The organism is Ureibacillus endophyticus, from assembly GCF_003628435.1.
Lineage (GTDB): Bacteria > Bacillota > Bacilli > Bacillales_A > Planococcaceae > Ureibacillus > Ureibacillus endophyticus.
Window position 1 is genome coordinate 1 of record NZ_RBZN01000015.1, and the last position, 26,755, is coordinate 26,755.

The following is a 26,755-nucleotide window of genomic DNA, read 5'->3' on the forward strand; positions in this document are numbered from 1 at the left end:
TTTGAAATCATTTGAATAAGTATTGTTTTTTCTGGACATAGAAAAATCCCCTCTAAATAGACTGTTAGCTACAGATTACCGTAGCCTTTTTTACATTGTCTACTTAAAGGGGATAATATCAAAATGACTTTTCAGACGCCTCCTTTATTAAAACATTCGATAGCCAGCTTTTCTTAAGTAGATCATGACAATACCAGCTACAATCGCTCCTGCAAAACCACCTGTTAAGATTGATATATCAACTACTTTTAGAGCAGCTAATTTATCTAGTAATGCAGGAAATGCTGTTCCAGCCTTAAAAAAATAATCTAAAAAGCTAACTTCATCAATAATAAATACCACAACAACCGGATAAATTATTGCCATTAACCATGTCATTCGAAGTAACATGTTTAGTAAGAAACCGATTCCAAAAAACATAACAAAGAAAAGAACGATTGATATGATTAATTGCACTAATGAAACTGATCCACCCATTTTATGTATAACCTCCATTTATCTCTCATTAGTTTACATGATATAGTAGGAGGTTTCAAATGACGGATTTAGGAATTCTCGACACTTATCGATGGAAGAAAAGTTTATAGGATGAATATTCAAAAACATCTCCTGGATTTATTCCCTCCACCTTACTTAGTTGATGAGAAATTAATTCTTGGCTAGCCATTTCTTTTAGCATGACGGAAACATTCATCTCATTCACAATCTCTTCCAGTGTAATCCACTTTGCATCAAACAATTCCTCTTCTTGTATAATAATCGGTTGATGTTCATCTTGTTGCTTACAACAAAAAATTGCCATATTATCACTGATTTCATTGCGAATAACACCTGTCCGTAAACCAATTAATCCAGTTACTTCAACATCAATCCCTGTTTCTTCTTTGATTTCACGAACAACTGCTTCATCTGCAGTCTCTCCTACATTGACAAAACCCGCTGGCAATGACCAAACTCCTTTTAATCCGCCATATGTCTTGTTTACTACAAGCCATTTTCCTTCACGATTAACAACTACGCCTGCAACCCCAAGCCACACTTTTCCTCTATCTTTATTCATTTCATACCTCCTAGTCTATGTCTTATTCTTCCATTTCAAAAATTAATTACATATGGATTATTTTACAGGAAATTATCCTCCATCCGTATTCCTTTTAGATTACGAGTGAAAATAATTGACAAAAAAAGTTATTTATGCTATATTTTACAATATTAAAATCAGAGTATATAATAAGATTCTCCTGGCCAGGGAATCTTTTTTTTGTTTTGGAGGACTTATACATTGGATCACAACCAATCTAGCATCACTTCTTTAATGACTGCTTTTGGTCGAGCATACCACTTTCTAAATGATACACCGAAAATATATGAAGATTCAGTAGCGATAGATTTAATTACAGACAAGGAATTTAGAGAAATTAGTGACAACCTGATAAAGGCTGTCCATTTACTAAATCCAGATATCGCATCTAAGTACGAGAGACAACCAGCCGAATTAATAAAATGGTTTACCCAAGTTCAACTATCACCAACGACCCTATCACGCTCTGCCTATTGTGATAATGTACTTTTACACGAACTGACACTTGGTGTAGAACAATATGTTATTTTAGGTGCAGGCTTAGACACTTTTGGTTTAAGACACCCAGAATTAAATAAGCATCTACAAATATTTGAGATCGATCATCCGGCAACGCAACAATTTAAACAGACTCGAATAGAAAATGCTAATTACACAGTCCCAGACAACCTACATTTTGTTTCGATGGATTTCACAAAACGCTTCGATACGCAAAGTTTACTAGACTGTGGATTTTTAACAGGGAAAAAACATTCTTTAGTTTACTAGGTGTATCCTATTATTTAACGAAAGATGAACTAGCCGAAATGTTGAAAGAATTATTTAGCATCGTTCCACCAGGTAGCTCAATTGTAATGGATTATGGAGATAATGAAATGTTTAAGATAAATGGATTATATAATCGTGTCCAGAGTATGGTCCAAATCGCAGCTATTAATGGAGAACCAATGAAATCCTGCTTTACTTATAAAGAAATAGAACAATTTCTTGAAGGCTGCGGACTACTTATTTACGAACATTTATCGCCATCCCTTATTCATGAACAATACTTTAAAAACCGTTTAGATTATTTGAGTGCATTTGAAACGATTCACTTTCTTCATGCTGTGAAAAAATATTGAAGTTCTTTGCGGTCTACGAATGTAGGCCGCTACTCTAATTTATTAATACATAATCTTATCACGCTATTCTAATAATAATTTTGAAGAAACGTTCTACAATAGAATTAATCTTGAGGAGTAAACATGGACAAATGGCCCTATATAATCGCAATCATCACATTCATTGGATTTTGTATATTATGGCTTACCTATGATACATCCGTGATAGAAGCATTCGATAAAAACGCTTCGAATTTATTATACGGACTTGACTTTATAACACTGTTTCATTATTTAGGCGAAACAAAAGTAATATTCTTTATTTCTTTGATTTTATTAATTTTCATTGGGGTCCGATTAAAAGATTTAAAATTAATGCTTTTTGTTTTTCTAACGGTTGGTTTAGGCTATGGATTATATCAATTTTTAAAACATTTAATCGAACGACCTCGTCCGGAGATTCCAGATCAATTTTCAACCTATAGCTTTCCCTCTGGCCATGCAGTACATGGATTGTTGTATTTATTAACAATAGCTTATGTCATTTCTAAAATGGTTATCTCGAAAAAAGCTTCCCAATTCATCTGGGGCATTGCTATTATTTTATTACTTTTAATTGGTACATCACGTATTACAGAAGGACGACATTATGCATCGGATGTTTTAGCAGGATGGATGCTTGGCTATAGCTGGTTTATGCTTTGTGTTTGGTGGTACGAAACAAGAAATCGTAAAAAAGTGAACAAGAAAACGCATTGAGTGCTTGATATTCTCAATGCGTTTTTTATATTTTGATAAAAATCTACCCTACTCACAAACTTCAGGCGTACCTTCTACTTTAGCCGTTCTAAAGGACGTTCCACAACCACATGATGCGATGGCGTTTGGATTGTCGATGGTGAAACCTCCGCCCATTAGTGATTGCTTATAGTCAATTTTTGTTCCCATTAAAATTGGTGCATCTTCACGGGAAACAAGAATTTTAATTCCATGCTGTTCATCAGAAAAATCATCTTCGTTTTGGTTACGATCAAAATTCATACCATAAGAAAGCCCACTACAGCCACCACCATGCACTGCAACACGTAAAAAAGCACCATCTTCTTCATTGTGTTGTTGCATTTCTTTTACACGAAAAGCAGCAGCTTCTGTTAATTCAATTACCTTTTTCTCACTTGTCATCCCATTCACCTTCCTTCTTCTTATTATATGATATCAAGCAGATTTCTAAAGGTAAAGTTTTCGGCTTGTATCGAGTCATTTAACTTTTTACGGTAATGATAACTTAAATTACATTTTTTCACAAAATACTGTTATAATCGGAGTAAACCAAATTACCTAGAGAGGTATGATACTATGGAAGTATCCCCATTTTATGAAAAGAAAATTGATTGTATTTATTGTAAAAAGACATTTCCAACGTTAAAAATTCGTACAAAAGCCATAAAAGTTGAACATACGGATACTGATTTTTGCCCAACGTATGCTGAGTCTGCTGTTAACGCATTATATTATAATGTTTTTGTCTGTGAACATTGCGGCTTTTCATTTACCGAAGACTTTACAAAATATTTTGCACCTGGCGTACGTGAAACAATCCAAGAAGAAATTACAAATAAGTGGATATCACGTAACTTCGGCGCTGAACGAACAATCTTTCAAGCCCTCGAAGCTTATAAATTGGCTTACATTTGCGGAGTATATAAGAAAGAAAAATCCGTTACAGTAGCTGGACTTGCACTGCGTATCGCTTGGTTATATCGTTCCTTGAAAAATGAAGGACAAGAACAACGATTTATGAAAATGGCAAGAGATCAATATTTAACTTCTTTTTCTACGGAAGATTATGCGAGTACCCAGATGTCCGGAGTTCGTGTTATGTATATGATTGCAGAACTTTCTCGAAGAATTAATGATTTGGATACTTCTACCCGTTTCTTCTCAAAAGTAATCGAAAGCCAACGTACTGGTGGAGAAGCAAAACTTGTTGATATGGCCAAAGAACAATGGCAAATTGTGAAAAAAGATCGTGAAATATCACGTGAAATTGCATCGAAGTAAAATGATTGTATTGAAAAGGCTGTGCAGAAAAATTTCTGCACAGCCTCCTTATTATTCTATAAATTAGAATACTTGTTCAACTTCAATAATACCTGGTACTTCTTCTAATAATGCACGCTCGATACCAGCTTTTAATGTAATTGTAGAACTTGGGCAGCTTCCACATGCACCTAATAGACGTAAGCGAACGATACCGTCTTCAACATCCACTAACTCACAGTCCCCACCATCGCGAAGTAGGAATGGGCGTAATTTATCTAAAACTTCTTGCACTTGTTGTTTTTGTTCTAATTCTGTCATTTCTCTCGACTCCTTTCATTAAAATTATTATAATGTGAAGAAACGAAAAAATCCATCATTCCGTTATGAAAGGTTGTTAATCTATGAATGAAAATAATACCATAATAGAAGTTTTTGGAGCGGATATCATTTGTGCAAGCTGTGTCAATGCACCATCATCAAAAGATACATACGAATGGTTACAAGCAGCTATTAGCCGTAAATATCCAAACCAACCATTCACAATTCGTTACGTGGATATCGAGCAACCATCCGAAAACGAACGAGACAAAGAATGGGCAGAACGAATTCAAAACGATGAATTTTTCTATCCTCTTGTACTAATTAATGATGAAGTGGTTGGTGAAGGGTATATTCAAATTCAACCGATCTTCTCCACATTAGAAAAATTAGGTTTTCAACCAAGTGAATAATAGTTAATCATTGAAAAAGCAGCATCATTTTTTAGATGCTGCTTTTTATATTTTGTTGCAAAAAACGTTCTTTATTACAGCCAATTAGTGTTCATTTTGGCGTTTATACATCCAAAGTAATCCTGATTTCATTAAACGTGCAATACGCCCTGTAACTGTTGTATCTGCTAAGTAAACAAAGCCTTGTTTTTTACCTAATGAACCCATAAAGCCTTTTAATTTAATTTCAGGCATTTTTTCTGGTAGTGGTTCATTATTCCAACGATGTCTTAATACTTTTACTACACGTTCTGCTTGTTCCTCGGCTAATTGTGCACTTGCTGGTAAGTCAGAAGATGCACAATCCCCAATCACATAAACATGTTCATCAGCAGTTAGTTGGAAATATTGATTCACAAGAGGACGTCCTCTTCTATCTTTTTCTGCATCCATTTCACGAACAATTTTTACAGGTTGAACACCTGCTGTCCAAACAATTGCATCTACATCAATTACTTCATCATGATTATAAAGTTGAGTTGCTTCAACTTTTGTAATATTTGAGTTTGCAATTACTTCAACATCATGTTTAATAAACCATTCTTTAACATAATTACTTAGTTTCTCAGGGAAATCACGTAAAATACGATTAGAGCGGTCAAACAATTTAATTTTTAAATCTTTACGACTTTCACGTAATTCACTTGCAAGTTCGATACCACTTAATCCAGCTCCAACAATCCCAACTGTTGATCCTGGTGGTAAACCACATAACTTTTCAAATGTTGTACGTGATTTTGCAATTGTTTGAATGCTATAAGTATTCTCTTCAGCACCTGGAACACCATGATAATTATCTTCACAGCCTAAACCAATTACTAAATCATCATAAGGTACAACTTGCCCGTCCTCTAAAATAACAGTTTTTTCTTTTAAATCAACTTTTGTAATTTCACCATAAACTGTTTTTAATCTTGGATGTTCTGGGAAACTTACTCTAATTTCTTTATCAGTAGATGTGCCCGCTGCTAATGCATAAAATTCTGTTTTTAAACTGTGGAAAGGCGTTCGATCCACTAATGTGATAACAGTGTCTTCTGGAAAGTTATTAGGCAATAAACGAAGTAATACTCGCATATTCCCATAACCGCCACCTAGTAATACTAGTTTTCTCATAAAATACTCCCCTACATTCTAATCAACTTTGCCTGTCGCAAAATCGTTCACAATTTATACATAAAGAGTATATCTTATTGTGATACTTTTCACAATATCTTTTCTTATTTTTTTGTGAATAATTTCACAAAAATATTCTATTCGTTGACGAATTAACAAAAAGCTAGTAGCATGTCATTTAGTGAGGTGACCAAGCGTGAATCCATTAGTTGAATTTTGCATTAGTAGTCTAGCGAATGGTGCACAAGAAACTTATGAAATCTTAGAAAAAGATCCAAACATTGATGTTTTAGAATATGGTTGCTTAAGTTACTGTACAACATGTGATCGCTCTTTATACGCTCTTGTAAATGGTGATGTTGTCGAAGCTGACACGCCAGAAGAGCTTACAAAAAAGATTTATCAATATATTGAGGATAACCCACTTTTCTAAAAAAAATCCGTGCACAATCAATTTTGTGCGCGGATTTTTAATATTAAATCATCTAAATTTTCAACACAATATGTAGGTTGAAGTTCCTTTTTTAAAACCTGGTCAGTACTCGTTACTCCAGTATTTACATGAATGGTGTCGCATCCAAAGCGAATACCACAAAGAATATCTGTGTCATAATTGTCACCAATCATCACCATTTCATCTTTACGATAACCATACTCGTCCTGAATAACTTGCAACATAACAGGTGATGGTTTCCCGATAAACACTGGTTCTACTGAAGCAACATTTGCAACTAGACGAACAAAAGAACCATTTCCCGGTAAGAATCCCATCTCAGAAGGAAATTTCATATCCTCATTAGTCCCAATTAATTGGGCTCCATTTTGTACAGCAACAGCAGCTTTCGATAATTTCATATAGTCAATTGTGCGATCGATTCCCATGACAACTACTTCAGGATTTAATTCTTCTACATTGATTTCAAATCCCTCTTCTTTCATTGCATGAAATAACCCATCGGAACCAATCACATGAATTTTCGCATCATGATAATGTTGTTTGACATACTTAGCTGTAGCTAATGCGCTTGAATAAATTCTTTCTTCTGGCACATCAAGACCAAATTTATCCAATGCCTTTTGCAACTGGCTAGGTGTTTTAGAAGAGTTATTTGTTACTAAAAAATAGTCTATATTGTTATGTTGTAGTTCCTGGATGAATCGAATGGCTGACTCGATTCCTTCAGTTCCTCGATATACCGTTCCATCTAAATCAAAACAGTATGCCCTATATTGATTCATTAGTCATTCTCCGGTAAAAAGGCAGATACTGGTCCTAACTCATTTTCTAAATAATTTCTTACAAGGTCTGGGAACTTTTTAATCGTAGGAAGACTATTTGTAAGTACTTGTAACACTTCTTCATTGTTTACTTGCACAAATTCTCGAACTAGCATTTTACGTAAACCAACTACATCTTTCATTGGTTTTTCCATTTCTGCTTCGATTACTTTTTCATCGATTAAGATATCTATAATATCATCATAACTACCTGGATCACGCATGATGAAACCGTCAATAATTAAATTCCCTACATCCATCATTGCTTCAATTACATTATGTCCAATGCGTTGTAAAGCTAAATTTGAAATTTCATCTGCTAACCAATTATGATCACCTTCAAAAATTGTTAGTAGTTCTTCTAAGTGTTTTAATGTAACCGTAATTTTATTTCGATCTACAAAGTACATGCTTAAGATCCTCCATTCAAATCTAAAAAGGTTGATAGTCGTTTCCTATCTATAGTAACATATTATGAGGAATTGGAAGGAGAACAAAACAAAATGGAACGTTTTTTCTTATACGATGATATAGAAGATACAAAAACGAGATTCGTAAGTTTTACTGGTAATCACTTGCGCTATGATTTAGCAATTATGCAATCAACACGTTTTTTTGGTAAAGTACTAGTCTTAGATATGCAATTTGGTCGCTTTGCGATTATTGGACCAGATGATTTAGAAGAACCTGGTTATTTAGAATATGTATTTAATAAAACAGAAGAAGAAGCAACAGATCTAAGAGAGTATTTAACTGAGTTGTTGGGGTAAGTTCACCGAATTATAGATAAGAAAAAAAACGAGCTGTTACAAACCAAAAAACCACCATTTCCATAATTGAATGGTGGTTTTTTGATACGAAGGACGTTGATTTCCATTCCGTGTGGACGCTTTCCGCGGGCATGGCCTCAACTAATTTTTGCCGACTTTGGCCGGCAAAAATGGATTTTCGGCTCAGTGCTCCTGTCGCTTACGCTTTCGTCGCAAATAAATTTGCTATTCCCGCAGGAAGCTGTGCTCTGTAGCGAAAGGCGAATGCCCCCAGCTACACTCTGCCACACTACATTCCAATCAACTTTTTTCTGAAAAGTAGATTTTCAACACTAATAATTTACTATATCTTTTGAAAACCACTTTTGTCCCAAGCTCATTTTACTTTAATTCTGCTCTACTTCTATTGTACTTTCCTCAACACTTGCTGTCGCTTCCACTTGTTTTGGAGCCTTCCCGATTTTCTTAACGATAAAATAAGCACAGCCAAAATTACAGTATTCAAACAAATAGTCTTCAAAAGTACTTATTTTCGTATCAAACGTTGCTTTTTGATTTCTATCGTCGAAAAACCCTTTTAAACGGAGCTGACCATAACCCCAATCCCCAACGATATAGTCATATTTCGTTAAAATATCGGAGAATCGTGCGATAAATGCTTCCTCTTGAAAACCATCTCGGACGTTTTCAACAATTTCGTATGCATACCCCTCCGCAATTATCATGGAAAAATTCCCCCAATCTACATCAAACCTATTCCATTATTTCATCTCTGCTTCAAGCTGTCTTGTTTTTGTTGCTTCATTTACTTGTTCATCCGCATGATAACTACTACGTACAAGTGGGCCAGCTTCACAATGTTTAAACCCTTTACTCATTGCAATCTTACGTAGTTTGCCAAATTCTAAAGGAGAGTAATATTTTTTTACTGGTAAATGTTTCTTTGTTGGCTGTAAATATTGGCCTATTGTCATAATATCTACGTTGTTTGCACGCAAATCGTCCATTACTTCTAAGATTTCATCCCATTCCTCACCTAATCCAATCATTAATGAAGATTTTGTAGGGATTTCTGGTTGCATTTCTTTTGCACGTCTTAAAAATTCTAATGAACGGTCATATTTTGCTCGAGCTCGAACTCTTGGTGTTAAGCGACGAACCGTTTCGATATTATGGTTTAAAATATCTGGTTTTGCATCCATTAACATTTTTAAATTTTCCTCTACTCCACCTAAATCCGATGGTAGTACTTCAATAGATGTTTGAGGAGATCGACGACGAATCGCTTTAACCGTTTCTGCTAATACTCCAGCTCCACCGTCTTTTAAATCATCACGTGCTACCATTGTAATAACAACGTGTTTTAAATTCATGATCTCAACAGATTCTGCTACTCGTTCTGGTTCAGCTAAATCTAATTCATTTGGCAAGCCTGTTTTTACTGCACAAAAACGACATGCGCGTGTACAAACTGCACCAAGAATCATCATTGTAGCAGTTCTTCTTTCGCCCCAACATTCATGAATATTTGGACATCTTGCTTCCTCACATACTGTATGCAAGTTTTTTTCACGCATTAATTTTTTTAAACCTTTATATTCATCGTTTGTATTTAATTTTATTTTTAACCATTCGGGTTTTCGTAAGATTTCTTTTTCATTTGTAGGTTTACTAGTCATACTCATTCAGCCCCAATCATTTATTCGAAAAACTCGTGATTAATATTTTCATAAGTAGTACAAAAATATAACTTTACTGATGTCAATGTAACATATTCCTACAAATGAAAACAACTAACTTTCTTTATTTGATTACTTATTCTAGTGGAACTGGTACCTCTATCGATGGCTGGGCTCCATCTCCACCGTTTGTATAAATATGCGGTACTTGACCTCGAACTAATCCGATTGCTACAGGAATCGTTTGTTCAACAGACGATTGCTTACTAGCAAAAGGAATTATTATTTGGACATTCACTTTAATATGGATATTTACTTCTACTAATGCATTATTAATTCCAAACTCTTTAAAGGATGTTGCTACATCACTTGCTACATTTCCAATAATATGAAAACGTATGGGCACTCTAGGACCTAAATTACCCAATAAAGGTAAATTCAAAGCTTGGGCAATGGGTACGAAAAATACAATCCCATCACCTTTTTGAATTTCACTTATATCATATTCTACATTTTCTAAATCTGGTAATTGCGTTAAATCCCCTTGTTCAGCAAGTTGTAAATGCTCTTTCACAAGAGTAACAGTTTCTGCCCGAACTTTATTAATAATTTCCGTATTGAAACGGGTTGTAAGCATATAATCAGACTCAGACGGTAAATCTTCAATAATTTCATTGACGTCTAAAACAGTAGACGTTCTAGCATTAATTGCTTTACTTACTACGTGTGATGCAATTTTAAATGTCTGTACTTCTGCATATTGTAAATATGTCGGCATTAAACGGGCATTTAATGTATATAAAAATATAATGACCGCCACGACGAAACTAATGATAAAAAGTGCAAACCGGTTGGCCTTTCTTCGCCGTTTTGTGTAATAAAACTTCATCCTTCTTCTTGGTTGACGAGAAAACAAAACATCTCCCCCTGCTCCACTTTATGAACAGGGGGAGATTTCTATTCGATATTCACAATATAATCTGTCTCTACTTTTTCTATGAAAACATTAGTCTCTACAGCTAAACTAATTAAATACGTTGATTTTAATAACTTATTATTCTCTTCAAAAATCCGCACATGTGGTAATGCAGAGTTTTCAGAGTTTTGTTTTGCCACAACGCCTCGTCTACCATCAGACAGTAATACAATCGTACCATTTGGGTAATGAACAATACACCGTTTTAATGCTTCTACCACCCGCGAATCAAACAATGTTCCATTTGCTGAATCAATTATTTTAATCCCTTGGTGTGGTAACATTTTCTTTCGATATACTCGATTTGATGTGACTGCATCGAATACATCCGCAACAGCGATAATTTTAGCATATGGATGTATTTCATCATTTACTAGTCCTCTAGGGTATCCACTTCCGTCTAGTCGCTCATGATGCTGAAACGCGCAATGGGCAACGAGTAAAGATACTGTATGTAAATTTCGTAAAATATCAAAACCGAATCGTGCGTGCTTTTTCATTGTTTCATATTCTTCATCAGTTAGTTTACTAGGCTTTAATAAAATTTCAGTTGGGATAGCCATTTTGCCAACATCATGTAACAATGCGCCCATCCCGATTGTTTTTAAATCCCCATAAGTATAGCCTAGTTCCTTGGCAATCGCTAAAGAATATAGCGTTACTTGAAAAGAATGTTGATAAATATATTCATCGTAAATAAGTGTATCTGTTAAGATTGTTAATAAGTCTTCATCTTTTGTTACACTATTTAATAAATCATCTACAAGGTTTCCAATAACTTTGGATTGCTGATCTAAAATTATTGATGCTGAATAACTATTGAGTCCTTTTACTTTATCGAATGATTCTGTAATTTGTTTTACAGCTTTCATTCTCTTTGCATGTGAGACAGTTTCCTCAATCTCTATTCCATTTGAAATTTCATCCTCAATGTATAAATATTGAATACCAAGTTGTTTTAGTCGTTCAATAATACTATCTGACACAACGACATTTTTCTGTAATAGAGGATGCCCTGCTTCATTCCAAATTGTTCTACCAATAACCATACCTGTTGTAAGCACATTGATGGATATAAGACGCATTGGCTTTTTCCCTCGTTTCTATCTCTATTAAGAGTAAAATTAAAGCAACGTTAAAATTTATTATTAATTTCATCAATTCATGACGATTACATCTTATTTTTAACAAATCCTACCAGTATATCCCGTAAAAACATTGGTAAATAGTAATGTTTTTTTGCATATTTAAAGTTCGGGAAAAAGTAACCAAATGTAAACATATCTAAAGTTGCAAGTTTATATTGCTGATTTAAATCGGCTATTTTACCATTTATCATCAATTCACGATTTTCATTCATTTTAAATTGATATGTGAGCATTTTTCCAAAAATTGTCCCTCTAAAGCCAAGCCCCTTTAACTCTAATAGTGGCCATTCCTCATTTTGTGCTTGTAAGTAGACTTCTTTTAGTTCATTTCCCGACAGCTCAATCACACACACATTAATTGGGTGAGGTAAAATTCTATGGATATCATAGTTCGTAATGGTCCCTTTTTTCAAATGGTCTAAAAAGATTCCCGCATTAAACATTGTACAATCTGCTTGTGTAAAATCTAACATCGCCTCTGCAAAAAGCTTCGATAGTGCTGAATAGTGGAACCATTCTTTATTATAAAATTTCGTCGTTTCAAAAACAGGTGTTTTTAATAATTGCTTACCTTGCTCAGCAAGCTTCGTGATAAGGTCTCCTTCTCCATTGACTTCAGGAAGCATCGCATTTTCTATAGCAATTTCTTTTTTTTGAATCACTTTCCGAGTGGTATGATCAAATTGTAATGATAAATGCCCTGTATATAAACCAAATTTTCCACAACCTGTTAATAATACATTATTAATGACTTTCCCTTGCTCGAATAAATGATGGGTATGCGCTCCAAAGATAACATCGATAGAAGGGCAAAGATTTGCTAATAGTTCATCTTCTGTGATGCCTAAATGGGACAAACAAAGGATTATATCTACTTCATCTTTTATTTCATTTACTACTTCAATAATTTTCTCTTTCGGATCAACCACATGCCAATTCAATGCTTTATAAAATGCTTCAAAAATAGCAGTTGCCCCAACAACCCCAATTTTTGTACCATACTTTGTTTGTAAAATCGTATATGGCTTTAACCATTTCGGTTGTTCTCCCTCAATTGGTTTTAAATTGGCCACGACTACATCAAAGTCAGCATCATTGTATAGGTTATATAAATCATCAAAAGACAAGGTAATCCCTTCATTATTACCGATTGTTACCACATCATATTGTGCTTCATTTAATAATTTTACATTGCCTTTTCCAACTGTAGCTTCTGTATAAATATTTGATCGATCTAGGTGATCACCAATATCAAAAAGGAAACTTGGTTCACCTAATTTTGCATACTGTACCCGTTGTTCTTTAATAAAGTGTTGCATACGAACCCAGTACTCAAAATGGCTATGTATATCATTTGTATGAAAAATATGGATGTTCTCAAGCATTTTCACACCATCTCTCACTTATTAAATAATCCTTCTAAAATAGATCTTACACCCATTAAAAACATAACAACTTGTAATAAAATAACAACTGTTTTTGAATTCAATCGTTTATTTAATGCAGCACCTAATTTTGCACCCACATAAGCACCAATGATCACTGGTATTGTATAACCCCATGGTACATTCCCTAAATAGATATGACTTGCAGAGTTAACGAGGGATGTTAAAAATACTAGGAACATCGATGTTGCCACCGCTACGTGAGGTGGGAATAAAAATAATAATACCATTGCTGGAACTATTAATGATCCTCCCCCAATGCCAAATACCCCTGAAATTATCCCAACAAAGAAGGTGAAGATAATTCCAAACCAAATTGGATAACCATATTCATGCTCAATACCATTTTTATCGATAAAATGTCTTTTCATCCCATGATTCACAAACCAATGAATCGGTTTTAATCGATCTCGTACAAGTAATAACGTTGATAAAACAATTAATAAAATACCAAAGTATAAATTAAAAGAAGGTAAATCCAAGTTTTTATTTAAATATGCACCTAACATTGCTCCTGGGATACTACCTATAAAAAAGATAAATCCACTTTTAAAATCAATTTGTTTAGTTTTTACATAAGAAAGCGTTGATGCTAATCCTGTAAAAATCATCATCACCACAGATAATCCCACAACTCTTTGAGGTGTAATATCCGGAAATAATCCTATTTCTAAACCAAAAAATAATGTTGCTGGTATTAATATTACGCCGCCTCCAAGGCCAACCAAAGCCCCAACGATCCCTGAACATAATGCAATAATTGCTAATAATAGTAGTTCCATTAAAATTCCCCTTCAAAAAAATCTAATTGCTTTGGAGAAAGGCCTTCAAAATCTAAATCCAAAATTTCTTGTAATCGTTTAGCGTTTTTGGCTGCGTGATGTCCTGAGTTGTTATTAAAAAGAACATACACTTCCTCACACTGTGTTTCCAATTCTTTAATATTTGCAGCTAATTCATAAAGTTCTTCATTGTTATAATCGTATAAAAAACGAACTTCTCTCCAATTTTCAGTCGATCCTGAATTTCTCCATCCAAATACATTTCTACCATGAATTCGTACAAGCGTCTTATTGGAGGTAGCAACAGGAACAAAAGGAATTGACCCAACACCTGCTTGTGGTTCATCACATACAGAATGAATAAAACCAAGTTCTTCTAAAAAAATCAAGGTTGCTTGTCTTCTATCCTTGCTATACCATGTCTGATTTCGAAACTCGATCGCAATGGGAAAATCATGTAATTGTTGTTTAATATATCGCAAATATTGAACATTTTTCACTGAACATTCAAACCAAGGTGGAAACTGAACTAAGACCATGGCTAACTTGTTTGCCTTCTGAAACGTTTGTGCACATTGTCGAAATGCTTCGAACATATCATTTCGTGTCTCATATGGATTCTCATCGCGTAAATGTCCTGTCATTCCTTGATAAGCCTTTACAATAAATTGAAATGTACTCGGTGTTTCATTTATCCATTTTTCTATACTTTTAACAGAAGGTATCGCATAAAAGGACGTATCCACCTCAACTATCGGAAAATGACCACTATAATCAAATAATCGATCCTGTTTGGCGGCATTTGGACGATAAATCAAAGGATGATCTCCCCATCCGGTAAGTCCAATTTTTATCATATTATTTCACCTATTTTACAATATTTCATTATTCTTCATCTTCATTTATTAATAGTATAAACGAAAAAATTAAAAAGTTCGTTTATGCATGTAACATAAATCGAACTTTTTTATTATTTTCATAACATCAATGAAATTTATTCAATTTAATTTTTGAAAAATGAACTGAATGTAGGGCATTTTTTTTATTTTTGAATACATTACAAGTGAGCGCGTTTGCTATCGATTACACATTTTTCCATTTGGTATTTTCTTGTTTAATCAATTAGCCATACGAGTTCAATAATGTTCAAAGGGTGATATTGTTTGTCTCAACCGAATGTACCGAATATTACACCGCAAATTTCCATTAATCGAGACGATGCGATTAATTTATTACTTGCATCCATTGCCATGGAGGAAATCGGGCTGGCTCATATTATTAATGCCGAAGGGGAAAAAATTCAATACGCGATTGGAACAATTCCAGGACTATCACCGGAAGCGACACTGGATCAAATTTTAGATGTCAATGACAGTGTTCAGGATATGCTTGCGATGGTCATCAAAAAAGAACTACTTTTAGACAATAAATTAAAACAGGTTATTGATTTAATTACAGGCTCTTAATTTTCACTTTGTTAAATTTAAGTTATAAAAAAACCTATTCTTTATTGAAGGGCTACGTTTTAGATAATGTATGACTTTATAACTCTATTAATGATTTATAGACCAACCTTCTTATTTACCTCAATTAAGCATCCAAAACCCTTGAACTAATACAAGTTTTATAGTTGAAAGATAATGTTGATTATCTCCACAGTTTATTATGGCTAGATTTTACACCCAATAATTTTGTAACCTCCGTATGTCTATAACGATCCTTTTTCCTTAAAATCCTTTGTTTTCATCAATGTTTTCGATCATTTTATGGTTTCTCTAAACCTTATAGGTACCGAAAATTTTCAACATTCGTTGAATTTTGGTACCTACATTATTTTTTAAAAGAAAATATTAAATTAATAGGCTACTATATATACTCTTTTTTTTAATCTGAATAACTTACTAAAGAACACGTAGCGGCTGTTTAGTTCTATAACTAATTCACTCTACTACATGAGTGTTTAGTTACGAGTTAAATAGAGGTACGCGTTTCTTATTTTTAAGAAAGGAGTAATGGAATGTCTCAACCCAATTTACCCAATATAACCCCGAACATTACTCTCAGTAGAAGTAGTGTCATCAATCTACTCTTAGCATCAATTGCTATGGAGGAGTTAGGGCTTGCTCACATTATTAATGCTGAGGGGGAAAAAATTCAGTATTCGCTAGGTACAATTCCTGGTCTGCCTAATCCAGCAACACTTGAAGAAATTTTAGCTGTTAATGATAGTGTTCAGGATACATTAGCAATGGCAATTAAAAAGGAATTACTCCTAGATAATAAATTAAAGCAAGTTGTTCAACTGACTGATAATGGGGTTACTGGACCGACTGGACCTACTGGACCGACTGGACCTACTGGGCCGACTGGGCCTACTGGACCGACTGGACCAACAGGGCCTACTGGACCAACAGGGCCTACTGGACCGACTGGACCTACTGGACCTACTGGACCGACTGGACCTACTGGGCCGACTGGACCTACTGGACCTACTGGACCTACTGGACCTACTGGACCTACTGGACCGACTGGGCCGACTGGACCTACTGGGCCGACTGGGCCGACTGGACCGACTGGACCTACTGGACCGACTGGGCCGACTGGACCGACTGGAGCAAGAGGACCGACTGGACCTACTGGACCTACTGGGCCTACTGGACCGACTGGACCGACTGGACCTACTGGGCCGACTGGAGCAAGAGGACCGACTGGACCGACTGGACCTACTGGAGTATTTGATCCAAATCAATTATTATTCTTCGTTAGTGGTCCCGCTGGTGACGTTGCAGAGATGCGCTTAGGCGATACTCTGACATTTAATTCCACAACTTTAGACATTACAGTTACAGATGGCTCTGCAATTGTAGATATTGAATTAACTAACGTTCCGACTGGACCTACTGGGCCTACTGGACCTACTGGACCTACAGGGCCTACTGGACCAACAGGGCCTACTGGACCGACAGGGCCTACTGGGCCTACTGGACCGACTGGACCGACTGGACCGACTGGGCCTACTGGACCTACTGGACCTACTGGACCTACAGGGCCTACTGGACCTACTGGACCTACTGGACCTACTGGACCTACTGGACCAACAGGGCCGACTGGACCGACAGGGCCTACTGGACCGACTGGAGTAACTGGACCTACTGGACCTACTGGACCTACTGGACCTACTGGGCCGACTGGACCTACGGGACCTACTGGGCCTACTGGACCTACTGGACCGACTGGACCGACTGGACCTACTGGACCGACTGGACCGACTGGGCCTACTGGACCTACTGGACCTACAGGGCCTACTGGACCTACTGGACCGACTGGACCTACTGGACCTACTGGACCGACTGGGCCGACTGGACCTACTGGACCTACTGGACCTACTGGACCTACGGGGCCGACTGGACCTACTGGACCTACAGGGCCTACTGGACCTACTGGACCTACTGGACCTACAGGGCCTACTGGACCTACTGGACCTACTGGACCTACTGGACCTACGGGGCCGACTGGACCGACAGGGCCTACTGGACCGACAGGGCCTACTGGACCTACTGGAGTAACTGGACCTACTGGACCTACTGGGCCTACTGGACCGACTGGACCGACTGGGCCTACTGGACCTACTGGACCGACTGGAGTAACTGGACCTACTGGACCTACTGGGCCGACTGGACCTACGGGACCTACTGGGCCGACTGGACCTACTGGACTGACTGGACCTACTGGGCCGACTGGACCTACTGGACCTACTGGGCCGACTGGACCTACGGGACCTACTGGACCTACAGGGCCTACTGGACCTACGGGGCCTACTGGACCGACTGGACCTACTGGACCGACTGGACCTACTGGACCGACTGGGCCTACTGGACCTACTGGACCGACTGGACCGACTGGACCAACAGGGCCGACTGGACCGACAGGGCCTACTGGACCGACAGGGCCGACTGGACCTACTGGACCGACTGGGCCGACTGGACCTACTGGGCCGACTGGACCTACTGGACCGACTGGACCGACTGGACCTACTGGACCAACAGGGCCTACTGGACCGACAGGGCCTACTGGACCGACAGGGCCTACTGGACCGACTGGAGTAACTGGACCTACTGGACCGACTGGGCCGACTGGACCTACTGGGCCGACTGGACCGACTGGAGTAACTGGACCGACTGGACCGACTGGACCTACTGGGCCGACTGGACCTACTGGACCTACTGGGCCTACTGGACCTACTGGACTGACTGGACCAACAGGGCCTACTGGACCTACTGGACCTACTGGGCCGACTGGACCTACTGGACCGACTGGACCTACAGGGCCTACTGGACCTACTGGACCTACTGGGCCGACTGGACCTACTGGACCTACAGGGCCTACTGGACCTACAGGGCCTACTGGACCGACTGGACCTACTGGACCGACTGGACCGACTGGACCTACAGGGCCTACTGGACCTACGGGACCTACTGGACCTACTGGACCGACTGGACCGACTGGACCGACTGGACCTACTGGACTGACTGGACCTACTGGGCCGACTGGACCTACTGGACCTACGGGGCCGACTGGACCTACGGGACCTACTGGACCTACAGGGCCTACTGGACCTACGGGGCCTACTGGACCGACTGGACCTACTGGACCTACTGGACCGACTGGACCGACTGGGCCTACTGGACCTACTGGACCGACTGGACCGACTGGGCCTACTGGACCTACTGGACCTACTGGACCTACAGGGCCTACTGGACCTACTGGACCTACTGGAGTAACTGGACCTACTGGACCTACTGGGCCGACTGGACCTACAGGGCCGACTGGACCTACTGGAGTAACTGGACCTACTGGACCTACGGGGCCGACTGGACCGACTGGACCGACTGGACCTACTGGGCCTACTGGACCTACTGGACCTACTGGACCTACTGGACCGACTGGACCTACTGGGCCTACTGGACCTACTGGACCGACTGGACCGACTGGACCGACTGGACCTACTGGACCTACTGGACCTACTGGACCTACTGGACCGACTGGGCCTACTGGACCTACTGGACCGACTGGACCTACTGGACCTACTGGACCTACTGGACCTACTGGACCTACGGGGCCTACTGGACCTACTGGACCGACTGGGCCTACTGGACCGACTGGACCTACTGGACCTACTGGACCTACTGGACCTACGGGGCCGACTGGACCTACTGGACCTACTGGACCGACTGGGCCTACTGGACCTACTGGACCTACTGGACCGACTGGACCTACGGGGCCGACTGGACCGACTGGACCTACTGGGCCGACTGGACCTACTGGACTGACTGGACCTACTGGGCCGACTGGACCTACTGGACCTACTGGGCCGACTGGACCAACAGGGCCAACTGGACCGACTGGGCCGACTGGACCTACTGGGCCGACTGGACCTACTGGACCTACTGGACCGACTGGACCTACTGGACCGACTGGACCTACAGGGCCTACTGGACCGACTGGACCTACGGGGCCTACTGGACCTACGGGGCCTACTGGACCTACGGGGCCTACTGGACCTACTGGACCTACTGGACCGAATTTAATGGAAGAAGGTTTCTCTGCAATTGCTAATGCTGTTTCTGTAAGTGCCAATGCACAAATTAGTAGCTGGTCTATTGCATCACCATACTTTAACAGCGGAAACTTTAACCCTGCAACTGGAGTATATACGGTTCCAGCTACAGGAAGATATGCAATATCTGCAACAATCTCCTACGAGACTTTAGTTGCATTAACTATCGGTATCAATGCGGCAACACCTGCATTCGTTGTTCGAAGAACTACGCCAACGACAGATGATTTAATTTTTGGATTATTCCCAGTATTAAATCTATCATTAGACCTTCTTGGTATCGGTTTAATCAATGTCAGAGGTATTCTTGGAAATGGAACTGTCACATTATCCGGAGTTGTAGAGTTAGATCAAAATGACGAAATTGGATTATTCTATGTAGCAGATGGATTAACAGTTAACATTGACTTAGGTGGACCATCAACTCCTATCCACTGGTCAATTTACCAAATTACAGAATAATCCTAAATTGACCTGTTTGCACTAACCTTCACTTCCAAGCGTGTAGATAAAGTTGCATTTATACTTTGTCTACACGCATTTTATTTTCCTAAAAAATTAGTGCAATAAAATTTATTTAATTGGAGCTTACTTTCACTTATAGATCCTTTAGTGAAACAAAATCTTTTAAAAAGGGAAATCGCAGCAGTGTGCTCAGATTTCATAGAAAACTTTTGCATTACATAACACAAATTTGTTCAAGCAGCTCTAGTTTTCCGATAAAAAAGAGTTTTCAAAAACTGATTTTATATCCACTCCAATTTCAAATAACTAGGCACCAATTACTCCATAACTCATATATTATAAAGAACGTCTTAGTCATTTATCATGGCAAAGGCCAAAATGGATTGGAGGATCTATATGTCATTACCTACTATTCCTAACATAACTCCAAAAATCTCACTAACCCGTTGTGAAACGATCAATTTATTACTTGCATCGATCGCATTAGAGGAGATTGGTTTATCCCATATTTTGAATGCAGAAGGGGAAAAAATACAACATTTCTTAAAAAAGGACCCTTGTAACGTTGAAGATTATATAAAGATAAATGCAAGCGTCAATAAGATGCTGCGATCAATTGTCAGTTCTCAAACATTACTTCAATTTAAGTTAGAAGAAGTTATTTCGATTGATGATGAGGCTTGTCATGAAAAGAGCGATTCAAAAGATAAAGACAAATGCTCTCAAAAATGCGAGAAAAAATGTGATAATCAAAAAAATAATAACTGTAAGGACACAAATGTAATCCCTTGTACTTGTTCGAAGTGTCAAAGTAAAGAGAAAGAGAAAGACAAAGAAAAAGAGAAAGAGAAAGATAAAAATAAAGAAAAGAATAATAAGTGTTAGAAGTAAGCGCCTGTACCGCTTTTGCAGATTAACATTGTATGAATCGTGAGGAAATGTTTAGGAGAGGAGTTGAATCATTGCACACAAATCATAGTTTCGATGAAAAGAAAGTCATGAAAACGGTGGAAAATCATTACCATTTTATACAGTCATTTATCCAATTTATAACAAAATACTTTTTTGTCTATTCTTATGCAATTCCCTCAGAAAAAAAAAGAAATTTAACTGAAAAACAGATTATACAATCTTTACTCTTAATTGAAAAACTGCATATGTATTTGTTTTATCGGCATTATCTCTATAATCAGGTAATATCTTTATCAGATGATATTTTTACTTACGATTCAATTGAAAGCAATAATACTTATTTATTAATAAAAAAGTTACAGCGCCTTATCCAGCAACATCATTTTGTCCATTTAGATAATCAACTGTTATGCAACAATATTATCTCTCAGATTCTGAACTATTACCCTGCTTCCTCTGTTAAAATCATTATTTTGAAAAAACCTTCTCCTCCTTGGAAACCACCGAATTATTAATTTTAACGGATGGGATGATTGAATGACAACGCAAACAATCTCACTCTGTATGATTGTTAAAAACGAGGAAGACTTAATTGAACAATGTTTACAAAGTGTTCAGAAGTTAGTTAATGAGATTATTATTGTGGATACGGGCTCAACGGATCAAACGATTAACATTTGTAAGAAATATAATGCTTCTGTCTTTTCTTATGAATGGAATGATCATTTTGCAGATGCCCGAAACTATGGATTATCAAAGGCTAATGGTGATTGGATATTATGGTTAGATGCTGATGAAAAATTGGAAGATAAAAAAACGAAATTAATACAAGAGGCAATACAACAAACAAATGAGTTAATGATTTTTATGCCTATTGTCAATTATTACGGTGATTCTCTACCCATACAAGAAGAAGATGCTTTTATCTATTACCAGCCACGACTATTTCGTAATCATGCAGGTATACAATTTACTAATCGAATTCACGAAACACCTCAACTACCGCAACCACTCGAACCATCAAATGATATAGTAAGCATTGATACTGAAATTTATCATTATGGTTATATCAAAAAAATTACAGACCAACGAAATAAATCTCAAAGGAATTTACAGGCCCTTTTTAAAGAATATCAAGACAGTTCTCATAGTCCATGGATTGAATATCATTTAGCAAGTGAATTTTATCGGTTAAAAGAATATCAAACAGCTTTTAACTATTTAAATAAATCAATTTTAGGATTTTTACGGCAAGGGTATACACCTCCTGCACTTTTATACCGTTTGAAATATGATATTTTATTTGAGACGGGTAGCTTTGAAGTTGCTAGTTCTAGTATTGAAAAAGCTCTTCTTCTTTACCCAGATTATGTAGATCTTCATTTTTTAAAGGGGCTTTTTTTATTTCAAATAAAAAATTATCCAGCTGCAATAGCTTCATTTGATAAATGTCTGGAGCTTGGGGAACATCATAAAGACTACCTTATTACAAAGGGTGCAGGTAGCTTTAAAGCAAAACATTATAAACAATTATGTTATATAGCAATGAAAGTTCCAGAAAGTGATTTGTAGTTGGATGTCTTCAAGGAGCAATGTTTGTGAAAAATGTACTTTATATCGGTTGGATCGGCTATAAAAATCTAGGGGATGAATTAATGTACGATTTGTTTAAAGAACAATTCGCTACATTGGGAGATTCCTTTAAACTAGATTGTGTTAATATCGAGCATAAATATTTAAAAAATGTACGGATAGATGATTTTGACCTGATCGTATTAGGTGGGGGCTCTATATTAAATGGAAAGAATAATATCGTTCACCCGTATATCATTGAGTATTTACATCAATGTCTACTATTAAATAAAAAAATTATGATGTGGGGCACTGGAATCGATTGGCTTCCCAAGTCTTATATTCAACAATTAGAAAACAATGAAAAAATTCCACTTGATAGTACGGATTTCTGGAAATCAAAAGTACAAAAGGTATTTCACGAAAGTGTTTGGGCTGGTGTAAGGGGCCCGCTGACATTTAAGATATTGGGGCAATACGGTGTAACGGATAAATTACACATCAGTGGAGACTCCGCATTCTTGTTAAATCATCAAGTCCCCCAAAAAATACTTCCTGAAATCCAGGGCAAAAAAACTATAGGAGTGAATTGGGGAACAAGTTTCAATAATATATATGGTCAAGATGAGCTAAAAGTAGAAGATCAGCTAGCCAATGCGCTAAATCAGCTTATTGAAAAAGACTATACAATCTATTTATATACGGTTTGGCAAAGTGACTATGAAGCAATGGATCGACTTTATTCAAAACTGAATAAAACAGAAAATGTAATCCTCGATAAAACCCTTTATTCCCACAATGAGTTGTTAGGAATATTAAAGAACTTTACTTTTACAATTAATTTCAAACTTCATCCCAACTACCTCTCATTAGCAGCCAATGTTCCATTCATCGCCTTAGGATACCGCTTCAAAGTATTTGATTTTATTAAATCCATTGACCTTGAAAAATATATTATCGCGACAGATGATGTTGATATTGATGAACAAATTTTACGTTTAGAACAAGACATATCAGTCAATTCTTCTACCCTTAAAAATAAGATGAATGACGTGAGAGAGACTTATTACGCTCGTATAATTGAACCTTTTAAGAATAACCTGTTTCTAGAATAAAAAAAGAAGCGCAACCTTTATGGTTAGCGCTTCTTTTTCATTTGGAAGACTACTTTTCTGCAAAGTATTCTTTAAAGAATTCTTCATTTTTCAGTACACTTGGATCATTTGGTCGATATTCTTTTGCTTTTTTATTATATTCAACTGCTAACTCATGATTTCCAATATGCCAGTGACAAACACAAAGTTGCAAATATGGGTACCATGTAGAATAGCTTTCTTGTCTGAATCCTGGAATATCTTCAGGATTTACCTGGCAAGCGAGCTGATACCAAATGATTGCTTTTTCATATAGTCTTCGCTCTTTATATAAATCACCCATTCGACATGAAACCTCAGGTCTAGGTACGTCATACATAATGGATTTAATCAGTGCTTCAATTTCATTTTCCGTATTTCCTAACATGCGATAACAAGTTGCCATATTAATACAAGCACGGATTTGATCCTCTACCCAACCTTTTTTCGTATCAAGAAACTTATTATAGTATTCAATTGCCTTTTCATATTGGCCGTGATCTTTTAACTCATTACTATAGTAAAATAAATCTCTTGGAGTAAACGTGTCTCCTCGTTCTAAACGTTTCTCGTAGATTTTTAAATTTCGATCACTCGGTACTTGCCCTTTACGTTTATCCTTTTTACGGTGGGTAATCGCAACATCAGATGCCACAATATTGCCAGCAACTTCTAAGTATTCATGAACCGCACCATGCCATTTAAAATTTTTCTCTCTACGGACTAGTCGGTTTCGTCTAAAGCTAAATGTTGGATTTTGATATTCATCAAAAGCAATATGATAAAGCATAGACACTGCATCAGCATTATCTGGCAATTCTGCTTTTAACTTTTTAAACTTTTCCTGATCCCCTTCTGATACAATATCGTCTGCATCCATCCAAAAAATATAATCCATTGAAGCTTTACTAAATGCAAAATTTCTTGCTGCTGAAAAATCATCAATCCATTCGAAATCGAAGACCTTATCTGTAAACTGGTAAGCAATTTCTTTCGTTTTATCCGTCGAACCAGTGTCTACAATTATAATTTCATCACAAATATCCTTCACACTACTTAAACATTGTTCCAGCACTTCTTCTTCATTTTTAACAATCATACACAAACTAATTGTCAGCATCTTTTCACCATCCAAAATAGAATCATATTAGTATATGCGAACCCATATAGGAGGGTGAAAGGAGCCGTCTGAAATGTTCTTTTATGACAGCAACCTGTGACTGACGCTACCGCTTTCTCTATGATCACCGCAGACAGAAAGGCTGTGTTAAAAAGTACTTTGACTTTTAACACAGCCCCTCAATTAACTCTTTTTCACTTCTTATTTAAGCCTGATTTTTTCATTTTTATCAATTTGCACAACATGTTGATCCTGAATAACCACCGTAATGGATCCATAACTTAAAGTAGAAATCATTTTTTCAATATTTTTTAAAGCTAATTCAATATTTTCTTGTTTCTTACTCATTGTACATTTTCCTTTCTATAAGTTATTTTGGTTAAGTCCTTTTCAGCTCCACGACGAAAACACCCATCTCCATTATTCACATAAAATTAGTATGATTTATGAATAAAAAAGAAGATTCAACCTATATACAGTATGATGCATGAGTATAATGGCTGAATCTCTAGTTTTCTAGTGAATTCATTTTTTAAATTTAATTTTCAGATTATTCCCTTAACTTTTAATAAATGGACGCTATCTCATTTTATTGAAATAGCGACCTTTAGAACCTCAATTATCAGGTTTTTAATCTTATATTTTATTGATAGATTTCATCAAATGTTCCACCATCAGCAAAGTGTTTTTTTTGTGCTTCTTGCCAGCCACCAAACTCATCAATTGTAATTAAGTTTAAATCTTGGAATTGATCTTTATATTTCGCTAAAATTTCTTCATTGCGAGGTCTGTAGTAATTTTTCGCTGCAATTTCTTGACCTTCATCAGAGTATAAATATTCTAAGTAAGCCTCGGCCACTTCGCGAGTACCTTTTTTATCTACCACTTTGTCAACAATTGCTACAGGTGGTTCTGCTAAAATACTTAATGAAGGAGTTACAATTTCAAATTTGTCTTCTCCTAATTCATTTAAAGAAAGGTAAGCTTCATTTTCCCAAGCGATTAATACATCACCGATTTCACGTTCAACAAATGTTGTTGTAGAGCCACGTGCACCAGAGTCTAATACTTCAACATTGCCATATAAATCTTTCATAAATTGTTTAATTTTTGCTTCATCACCGTTGAACTTTTCACCAGCATATGCCCAAGCAGCTAAGTAGTTCCAACGTGCACCACCACTTGTTTTAGGGTTTGGTGTAATAACAGATACCCCATCTTTCACTAAATCGTCCCAATCTTTAATGCCTTTTGGATTGCCTTTACGAACTAGAAATACAATAGTAGACGTGTAAGGTGAAGAATTATTTTCGAATTCTGTTTGCCAATCTTCGTTTAATAATTGACGAGATAATGCAATTTCATCAATATCGTAAGCTAGAGCTAGAGTAACAACATCTGCCTCTAAACCATCGATTACTGCACGTCCTTGTTTACCTGAACCACCGTGTGATTGTTGGAATGTTACATCTTGACCAGTTTCTTCTTTCCAATGACTTACAAACGCTTTGTTATATTCTTCGTATAACTCACGTGTAGGATCATAGGATACGTTTAATAATTCAACAGACTCTTTTGAATCTTTCGCATCTCCAGATGTTTCAGCTTTCTCTTCGCTTCCTCCACAAGCTGCTAATACCGATAATGATGTAGCGATTAAAAATGGTAATAATAATTTCTTAGATTTCTTCATTTGTCTTCTCTCCCTTAATTCTCATTTGACTTATTAATTTAGTAGGTTTTAAGAA

28 protein-coding genes and 1 pseudogene are annotated in these 26,755 nt (G+C 37.1%); 12 read left to right on the forward strand and 17 right to left on the reverse strand.

The features are described from left to right. Nucleotides 1-147 precede the first annotated feature (147 nt). Together D8M03_RS07880 and D8M03_RS07885 are read right to left on the reverse strand one after the other, a co-directional pair. A complete protein-coding gene (locus D8M03_RS07880; RefSeq protein WP_121214224.1) occupies nt 148-477 on the reverse strand; it encodes a YuiB family protein in 330 nt (109 codons plus the stop codon). A gap of 85 nt (nt 478-562) precedes the next feature. After that, nucleotides 563-1,060, reverse strand: coding sequence for an NUDIX domain-containing protein (locus D8M03_RS07885; RefSeq protein ID WP_121214225.1), 498 nt, complete (start codon nt 1,058-1,060; stop codon nt 563-565). 222 nt (nt 1,061-1,282) lie between these two features. Between D8M03_RS07885 and D8M03_RS07890 the strand changes: the two are divergent. Then, a pseudogene (locus tag D8M03_RS07890) lies at nt 1,283-2,202 on the forward strand (class I SAM-dependent methyltransferase). Between the two features lie 123 nt (nt 2,203-2,325). After that, nucleotides 2,326-2,940, forward strand: coding sequence for a phosphatase PAP2 family protein (locus D8M03_RS07895; RefSeq protein WP_121214226.1), 615 nt, complete (start codon nt 2,326-2,328; stop codon nt 2,938-2,940). 48 nt (nt 2,941-2,988) lie between these two features. On the opposite strand, the gene D8M03_RS07900 is transcribed toward D8M03_RS07895, so the two are convergent. After that, a complete protein-coding gene (locus tag D8M03_RS07900; protein WP_121214227.1) occupies nt 2,989-3,363 on the reverse strand; it encodes a HesB/IscA family protein in 375 nt (124 codons plus the stop codon). A gap of 174 nt (nt 3,364-3,537) precedes the next feature. Here D8M03_RS07900 and D8M03_RS07905 point away from each other — a divergent pair, with 174 nt between their 5' ends. Next, nucleotides 3,538-4,242, forward strand: a complete 705-nt coding sequence (locus D8M03_RS07905; RefSeq protein ID WP_121214228.1) for a DUF2225 domain-containing protein — start codon at nt 3,538-3,540, stop codon at nt 4,240-4,242. Nucleotides 4,243-4,305: 63 nt separating this feature from the next. Here the strand turns inward: D8M03_RS07905 and D8M03_RS07910 are convergent, their stop codons facing one another. After that, the gene (locus D8M03_RS07910) at nt 4,306-4,542 is read right to left on the reverse strand and encodes a NifU family protein (protein ID WP_036186915.1); all 237 of its coding nucleotides are present in this window, start codon (nt 4,540-4,542) and stop codon (nt 4,306-4,308) included. A gap of 83 nt (nt 4,543-4,625) precedes the next feature. On the opposite strand from D8M03_RS07910, the gene D8M03_RS07915 reads away from it, so the two are divergent. Then, nucleotides 4,626-4,955, forward strand: coding sequence for a YuzD family protein (locus tag D8M03_RS07915; RefSeq protein ID WP_121214229.1), 330 nt, complete (start codon nt 4,626-4,628; stop codon nt 4,953-4,955). Nucleotides 4,956-5,039: 84 nt separating this feature from the next. Here D8M03_RS07915 and D8M03_RS07920 read toward each other — a convergent pair whose 3' ends face one another. Further along, nucleotides 5,040-6,110 (reverse strand): NAD(P)/FAD-dependent oxidoreductase, encoded by a 1,071-nt coding sequence (locus D8M03_RS07920; protein ID WP_121214230.1) that lies wholly within the window; start codon nt 6,108-6,110, stop codon nt 5,040-5,042. 196 nt (nt 6,111-6,306) lie between these two features. Between D8M03_RS07920 and D8M03_RS07925 the strand changes: the two genes are divergently transcribed. Then, a complete protein-coding gene (locus D8M03_RS07925; protein ID WP_121214231.1) occupies nt 6,307-6,543 on the forward strand; it encodes a YuzB family protein in 237 nt (78 codons plus the stop codon). Between the two features lie 17 nt (nt 6,544-6,560). On the opposite strand, the gene D8M03_RS07930 is transcribed toward D8M03_RS07925, so the two are convergent. Together D8M03_RS07930 and D8M03_RS07935 are read right to left on the reverse strand one after the other, a co-directional pair. Then, the gene (locus tag D8M03_RS07930) at nt 6,561-7,349 is read right to left on the reverse strand and encodes a TIGR01457 family HAD-type hydrolase (RefSeq protein ID WP_121214232.1); all 789 of its coding nucleotides are present in this window, start codon (nt 7,347-7,349) and stop codon (nt 6,561-6,563) included. Next, nucleotides 7,349-7,798 (reverse strand): DUF86 domain-containing protein, encoded by a 450-nt coding sequence (locus D8M03_RS07935; RefSeq protein WP_121214233.1) that lies wholly within the window; start codon nt 7,796-7,798, stop codon nt 7,349-7,351. Before D8M03_RS07935 ends, D8M03_RS07930 begins: the two co-directional genes overlap by 1 nt. 93 nt (nt 7,799-7,891) lie before the next feature. Here D8M03_RS07935 and D8M03_RS07940 point away from each other — a divergent pair, with 93 nt between their 5' ends. Next, nucleotides 7,892-8,158 (forward strand): DUF3055 domain-containing protein, encoded by a 267-nt coding sequence (locus D8M03_RS07940; protein ID WP_121214234.1) that lies wholly within the window; start codon nt 7,892-7,894, stop codon nt 8,156-8,158. A gap of 386 nt (nt 8,159-8,544) precedes the next feature. Here D8M03_RS07940 and D8M03_RS07945 read toward each other — a convergent pair whose 3' ends face one another. The 7 genes from D8M03_RS07945 to D8M03_RS07975 all read right to left on the reverse strand — a co-directional run bounded on the left by D8M03_RS07945 (nt 8,545) and on the right by D8M03_RS07975 (nt 15,045). Continuing rightward, nucleotides 8,545-8,883 (reverse strand): YutD family protein, encoded by a 339-nt coding sequence (locus tag D8M03_RS07945; protein WP_121214235.1) that lies wholly within the window; start codon nt 8,881-8,883, stop codon nt 8,545-8,547. Between the two features lie 36 nt (nt 8,884-8,919). Next, nucleotides 8,920-9,837 (reverse strand): lipoyl synthase, encoded by a 918-nt coding sequence (lipA, locus tag D8M03_RS07950; protein ID WP_121214236.1) that lies wholly within the window; start codon nt 9,835-9,837, stop codon nt 8,920-8,922. Nucleotides 9,838-9,973: 136 nt separating this feature from the next. Continuing rightward, nucleotides 9,974-10,726, reverse strand: coding sequence for a sporulation protein YunB (yunB, locus tag D8M03_RS07955; RefSeq protein ID WP_121214284.1), 753 nt, complete (start codon nt 10,724-10,726; stop codon nt 9,974-9,976). Nucleotides 10,727-10,794: 68 nt separating this feature from the next. Beyond that, nucleotides 10,795-11,898 (reverse strand): HD-GYP domain-containing protein, encoded by a 1,104-nt coding sequence (locus tag D8M03_RS07960; RefSeq protein ID WP_121214237.1) that lies wholly within the window; start codon nt 11,896-11,898, stop codon nt 10,795-10,797. An 86-nt stretch (nt 11,899-11,984) separates the two neighbouring features. Then, complete coding sequence (locus D8M03_RS07965) at nt 11,985-13,346, reverse strand: bifunctional metallophosphatase/5'-nucleotidase (protein WP_121214285.1); 1,362 nt, start codon at nt 13,344-13,346, stop codon at nt 11,985-11,987. 14 nt (nt 13,347-13,360) lie between these two features. Next, nucleotides 13,361-14,188: a sulfite exporter TauE/SafE family protein gene (locus D8M03_RS07970; RefSeq protein WP_121214238.1), complete on the reverse strand. Its 828-nt coding sequence runs from the start codon at nt 14,186-14,188 to the stop codon at nt 13,361-13,363. Then, on the reverse strand, nt 14,188-15,045 hold the full coding sequence (locus tag D8M03_RS07975; RefSeq protein ID WP_121214239.1) for a DUF72 domain-containing protein: 858 nt from the start codon (nt 15,043-15,045) through the stop codon (nt 14,188-14,190). The genes D8M03_RS07970 and D8M03_RS07975 overlap by 1 nt, the downstream gene beginning before the upstream one ends. 306 nt (nt 15,046-15,351) lie before the next feature. Between D8M03_RS07975 and D8M03_RS07980 the strand changes: the two genes are divergently transcribed. From D8M03_RS07980 to D8M03_RS08005, 6 genes are all read left to right on the forward strand, one after another. Then, the gene (locus tag D8M03_RS07980; RefSeq protein ID WP_121214240.1) at nt 15,352-15,654 is read left to right on the forward strand and encodes an alpha-helical endospore appendage domain-containing protein; all 303 of its coding nucleotides are present in this window, start codon (nt 15,352-15,354) and stop codon (nt 15,652-15,654) included. 551 nt (nt 15,655-16,205) lie between these two features. Continuing rightward, the gene (locus tag D8M03_RS07985) at nt 16,206-20,267 is read left to right on the forward strand and encodes an alpha-helical endospore appendage domain-containing protein (protein WP_121214241.1); all 4,062 of its coding nucleotides are present in this window, start codon (nt 16,206-16,208) and stop codon (nt 20,265-20,267) included. Nucleotides 20,268-20,666: 399 nt separating this feature from the next. Further along, nucleotides 20,667-21,155, forward strand: coding sequence for an alpha-helical endospore appendage domain-containing protein (locus D8M03_RS07990; RefSeq protein ID WP_121214242.1), 489 nt, complete (start codon nt 20,667-20,669; stop codon nt 21,153-21,155). A gap of 77 nt (nt 21,156-21,232) precedes the next feature. Beyond that, complete coding sequence (locus tag D8M03_RS07995) at nt 21,233-21,697, forward strand: hypothetical protein (RefSeq protein WP_121214243.1); 465 nt, start codon at nt 21,233-21,235, stop codon at nt 21,695-21,697. A 22-nt stretch (nt 21,698-21,719) separates the two neighbouring features. Next, nucleotides 21,720-22,754, forward strand: coding sequence for a glycosyltransferase family 2 protein (locus tag D8M03_RS08000; protein WP_245987508.1), 1,035 nt, complete (start codon nt 21,720-21,722; stop codon nt 22,752-22,754). A 26-nt stretch (nt 22,755-22,780) separates the two neighbouring features. Beyond that, on the forward strand, nt 22,781-23,869 hold the full coding sequence (locus D8M03_RS08005) for a polysaccharide pyruvyl transferase family protein (RefSeq protein ID WP_170148404.1): 1,089 nt from the start codon (nt 22,781-22,783) through the stop codon (nt 23,867-23,869). Between the two features lie 49 nt (nt 23,870-23,918). Here D8M03_RS08005 and D8M03_RS08010 read toward each other — a convergent pair whose 3' ends face one another. From D8M03_RS08010 to D8M03_RS08020, 3 genes are all read right to left on the reverse strand, one after another. Continuing rightward, nucleotides 23,919-25,007 carry a glycosyltransferase gene (locus D8M03_RS08010; RefSeq protein ID WP_121214245.1) on the reverse strand — a complete coding sequence of 363 codons (1,089 nt, stop codon included), beginning with the start codon at nt 25,005-25,007 and terminating at the stop codon, nt 23,919-23,921. Between the two features lie 201 nt (nt 25,008-25,208). Then, complete coding sequence (locus tag D8M03_RS08015) at nt 25,209-25,355, reverse strand: YezD family protein (protein ID WP_121214246.1); 147 nt, start codon at nt 25,353-25,355, stop codon at nt 25,209-25,211. 295 nt (nt 25,356-25,650) lie between these two features. Then, nucleotides 25,651-26,700, reverse strand: coding sequence for a sulfate ABC transporter substrate-binding protein (locus tag D8M03_RS08020; RefSeq protein WP_121214247.1), 1,050 nt, complete (start codon nt 26,698-26,700; stop codon nt 25,651-25,653). Nucleotides 26,701-26,755: the final 55 nt, after the last annotated feature.

Bases quoted from the DNA above. Each gene is read 5' to 3' on its own strand.
- D8M03_RS07880 (WP_121214224.1), bottom strand. From the start codon at position 477: ATGGGTGGATCAGTTTCATTAGTGCAATTAATCATATCAATCGTTCTT.
- D8M03_RS07885 (WP_121214225.1), bottom strand. From the start codon at position 1,060: ATGAATAAAGATAGAGGAAAAGTGTGGCTTGGGGTTGCAGGCGTAGTT.
- D8M03_RS07895 (WP_121214226.1), top strand. From the start codon at position 2,326: ATGGACAAATGGCCCTATATAATCGCAATCATCACATTCATTGGATTT.
- D8M03_RS07900 (WP_121214227.1), bottom strand. From the start codon at position 3,363: ATGACAAGTGAGAAAAAGGTAATTGAATTAACAGAAGCTGCTGCTTTT.
- D8M03_RS07905 (WP_121214228.1), top strand. From the start codon at position 3,538: ATGGAAGTATCCCCATTTTATGAAAAGAAAATTGATTGTATTTATTGT.
- D8M03_RS07910 (WP_036186915.1), bottom strand. From the start codon at position 4,542: ATGACAGAATTAGAACAAAAACAACAAGTGCAAGAAGTTTTAGATAAA.
- D8M03_RS07915 (WP_121214229.1), top strand. From the start codon at position 4,626: ATGAATGAAAATAATACCATAATAGAAGTTTTTGGAGCGGATATCATT.
- D8M03_RS07920 (WP_121214230.1), bottom strand. From the start codon at position 6,110: ATGAGAAAACTAGTATTACTAGGTGGCGGTTATGGGAATATGCGAGTA.
- D8M03_RS07930 (WP_121214232.1), bottom strand. From the start codon at position 7,349: ATGAATCAATATAGGGCATACTGTTTTGATTTAGATGGAACGGTATAT.
- D8M03_RS07935 (WP_121214233.1), bottom strand. From the start codon at position 7,798: ATGTACTTTGTAGATCGAAATAAAATTACGGTTACATTAAAACACTTA.
- D8M03_RS07940 (WP_121214234.1), top strand. From the start codon at position 7,892: ATGGAACGTTTTTTCTTATACGATGATATAGAAGATACAAAAACGAGA.
- D8M03_RS07945 (WP_121214235.1), bottom strand. From the start codon at position 8,883: ATGATAATTGCGGAGGGGTATGCATACGAAATTGTTGAAAACGTCCGA.
- lipA (WP_121214236.1), bottom strand. From the start codon at position 9,837: ATGACTAGTAAACCTACAAATGAAAAAGAAATCTTACGAAAACCCGAA.
- yunB (WP_121214284.1), bottom strand. From the start codon at position 10,726: ATGAAGTTTTATTACACAAAACGGCGAAGAAAGGCCAACCGGTTTGCA.
- D8M03_RS07960 (WP_121214237.1), bottom strand. From the start codon at position 11,898: ATGCGTCTTATATCCATCAATGTGCTTACAACAGGTATGGTTATTGGT.
- D8M03_RS07965 (WP_121214285.1), bottom strand. From the start codon at position 13,346: ATGCTTGAGAACATCCATATTTTTCATACAAATGATATACATAGCCAT.
- D8M03_RS07970 (WP_121214238.1), bottom strand. From the start codon at position 14,188: ATGGAACTACTATTATTAGCAATTATTGCATTATGTTCAGGGATCGTT.
- D8M03_RS07975 (WP_121214239.1), bottom strand. From the start codon at position 15,045: ATGATAAAAATTGGACTTACCGGATGGGGAGATCATCCTTTGATTTAT.
- D8M03_RS07985 (WP_121214241.1), top strand. From the start codon at position 16,206: ATGTCTCAACCCAATTTACCCAATATAACCCCGAACATTACTCTCAGT.
- D8M03_RS07990 (WP_121214242.1), top strand. From the start codon at position 20,667: ATGTCATTACCTACTATTCCTAACATAACTCCAAAAATCTCACTAACC.
- D8M03_RS08000 (WP_245987508.1), top strand. From the start codon at position 21,720: ATGACAACGCAAACAATCTCACTCTGTATGATTGTTAAAAACGAGGAA.
- D8M03_RS08010 (WP_121214245.1), bottom strand. From the start codon at position 25,007: ATGCTGACAATTAGTTTGTGTATGATTGTTAAAAATGAAGAAGAAGTG.
- D8M03_RS08015 (WP_121214246.1), bottom strand. From the start codon at position 25,355: ATGAGTAAGAAACAAGAAAATATTGAATTAGCTTTAAAAAATATTGAA.
- D8M03_RS08020 (WP_121214247.1), bottom strand. From the start codon at position 26,700: ATGAAGAAATCTAAGAAATTATTATTACCATTTTTAATCGCTACATCA.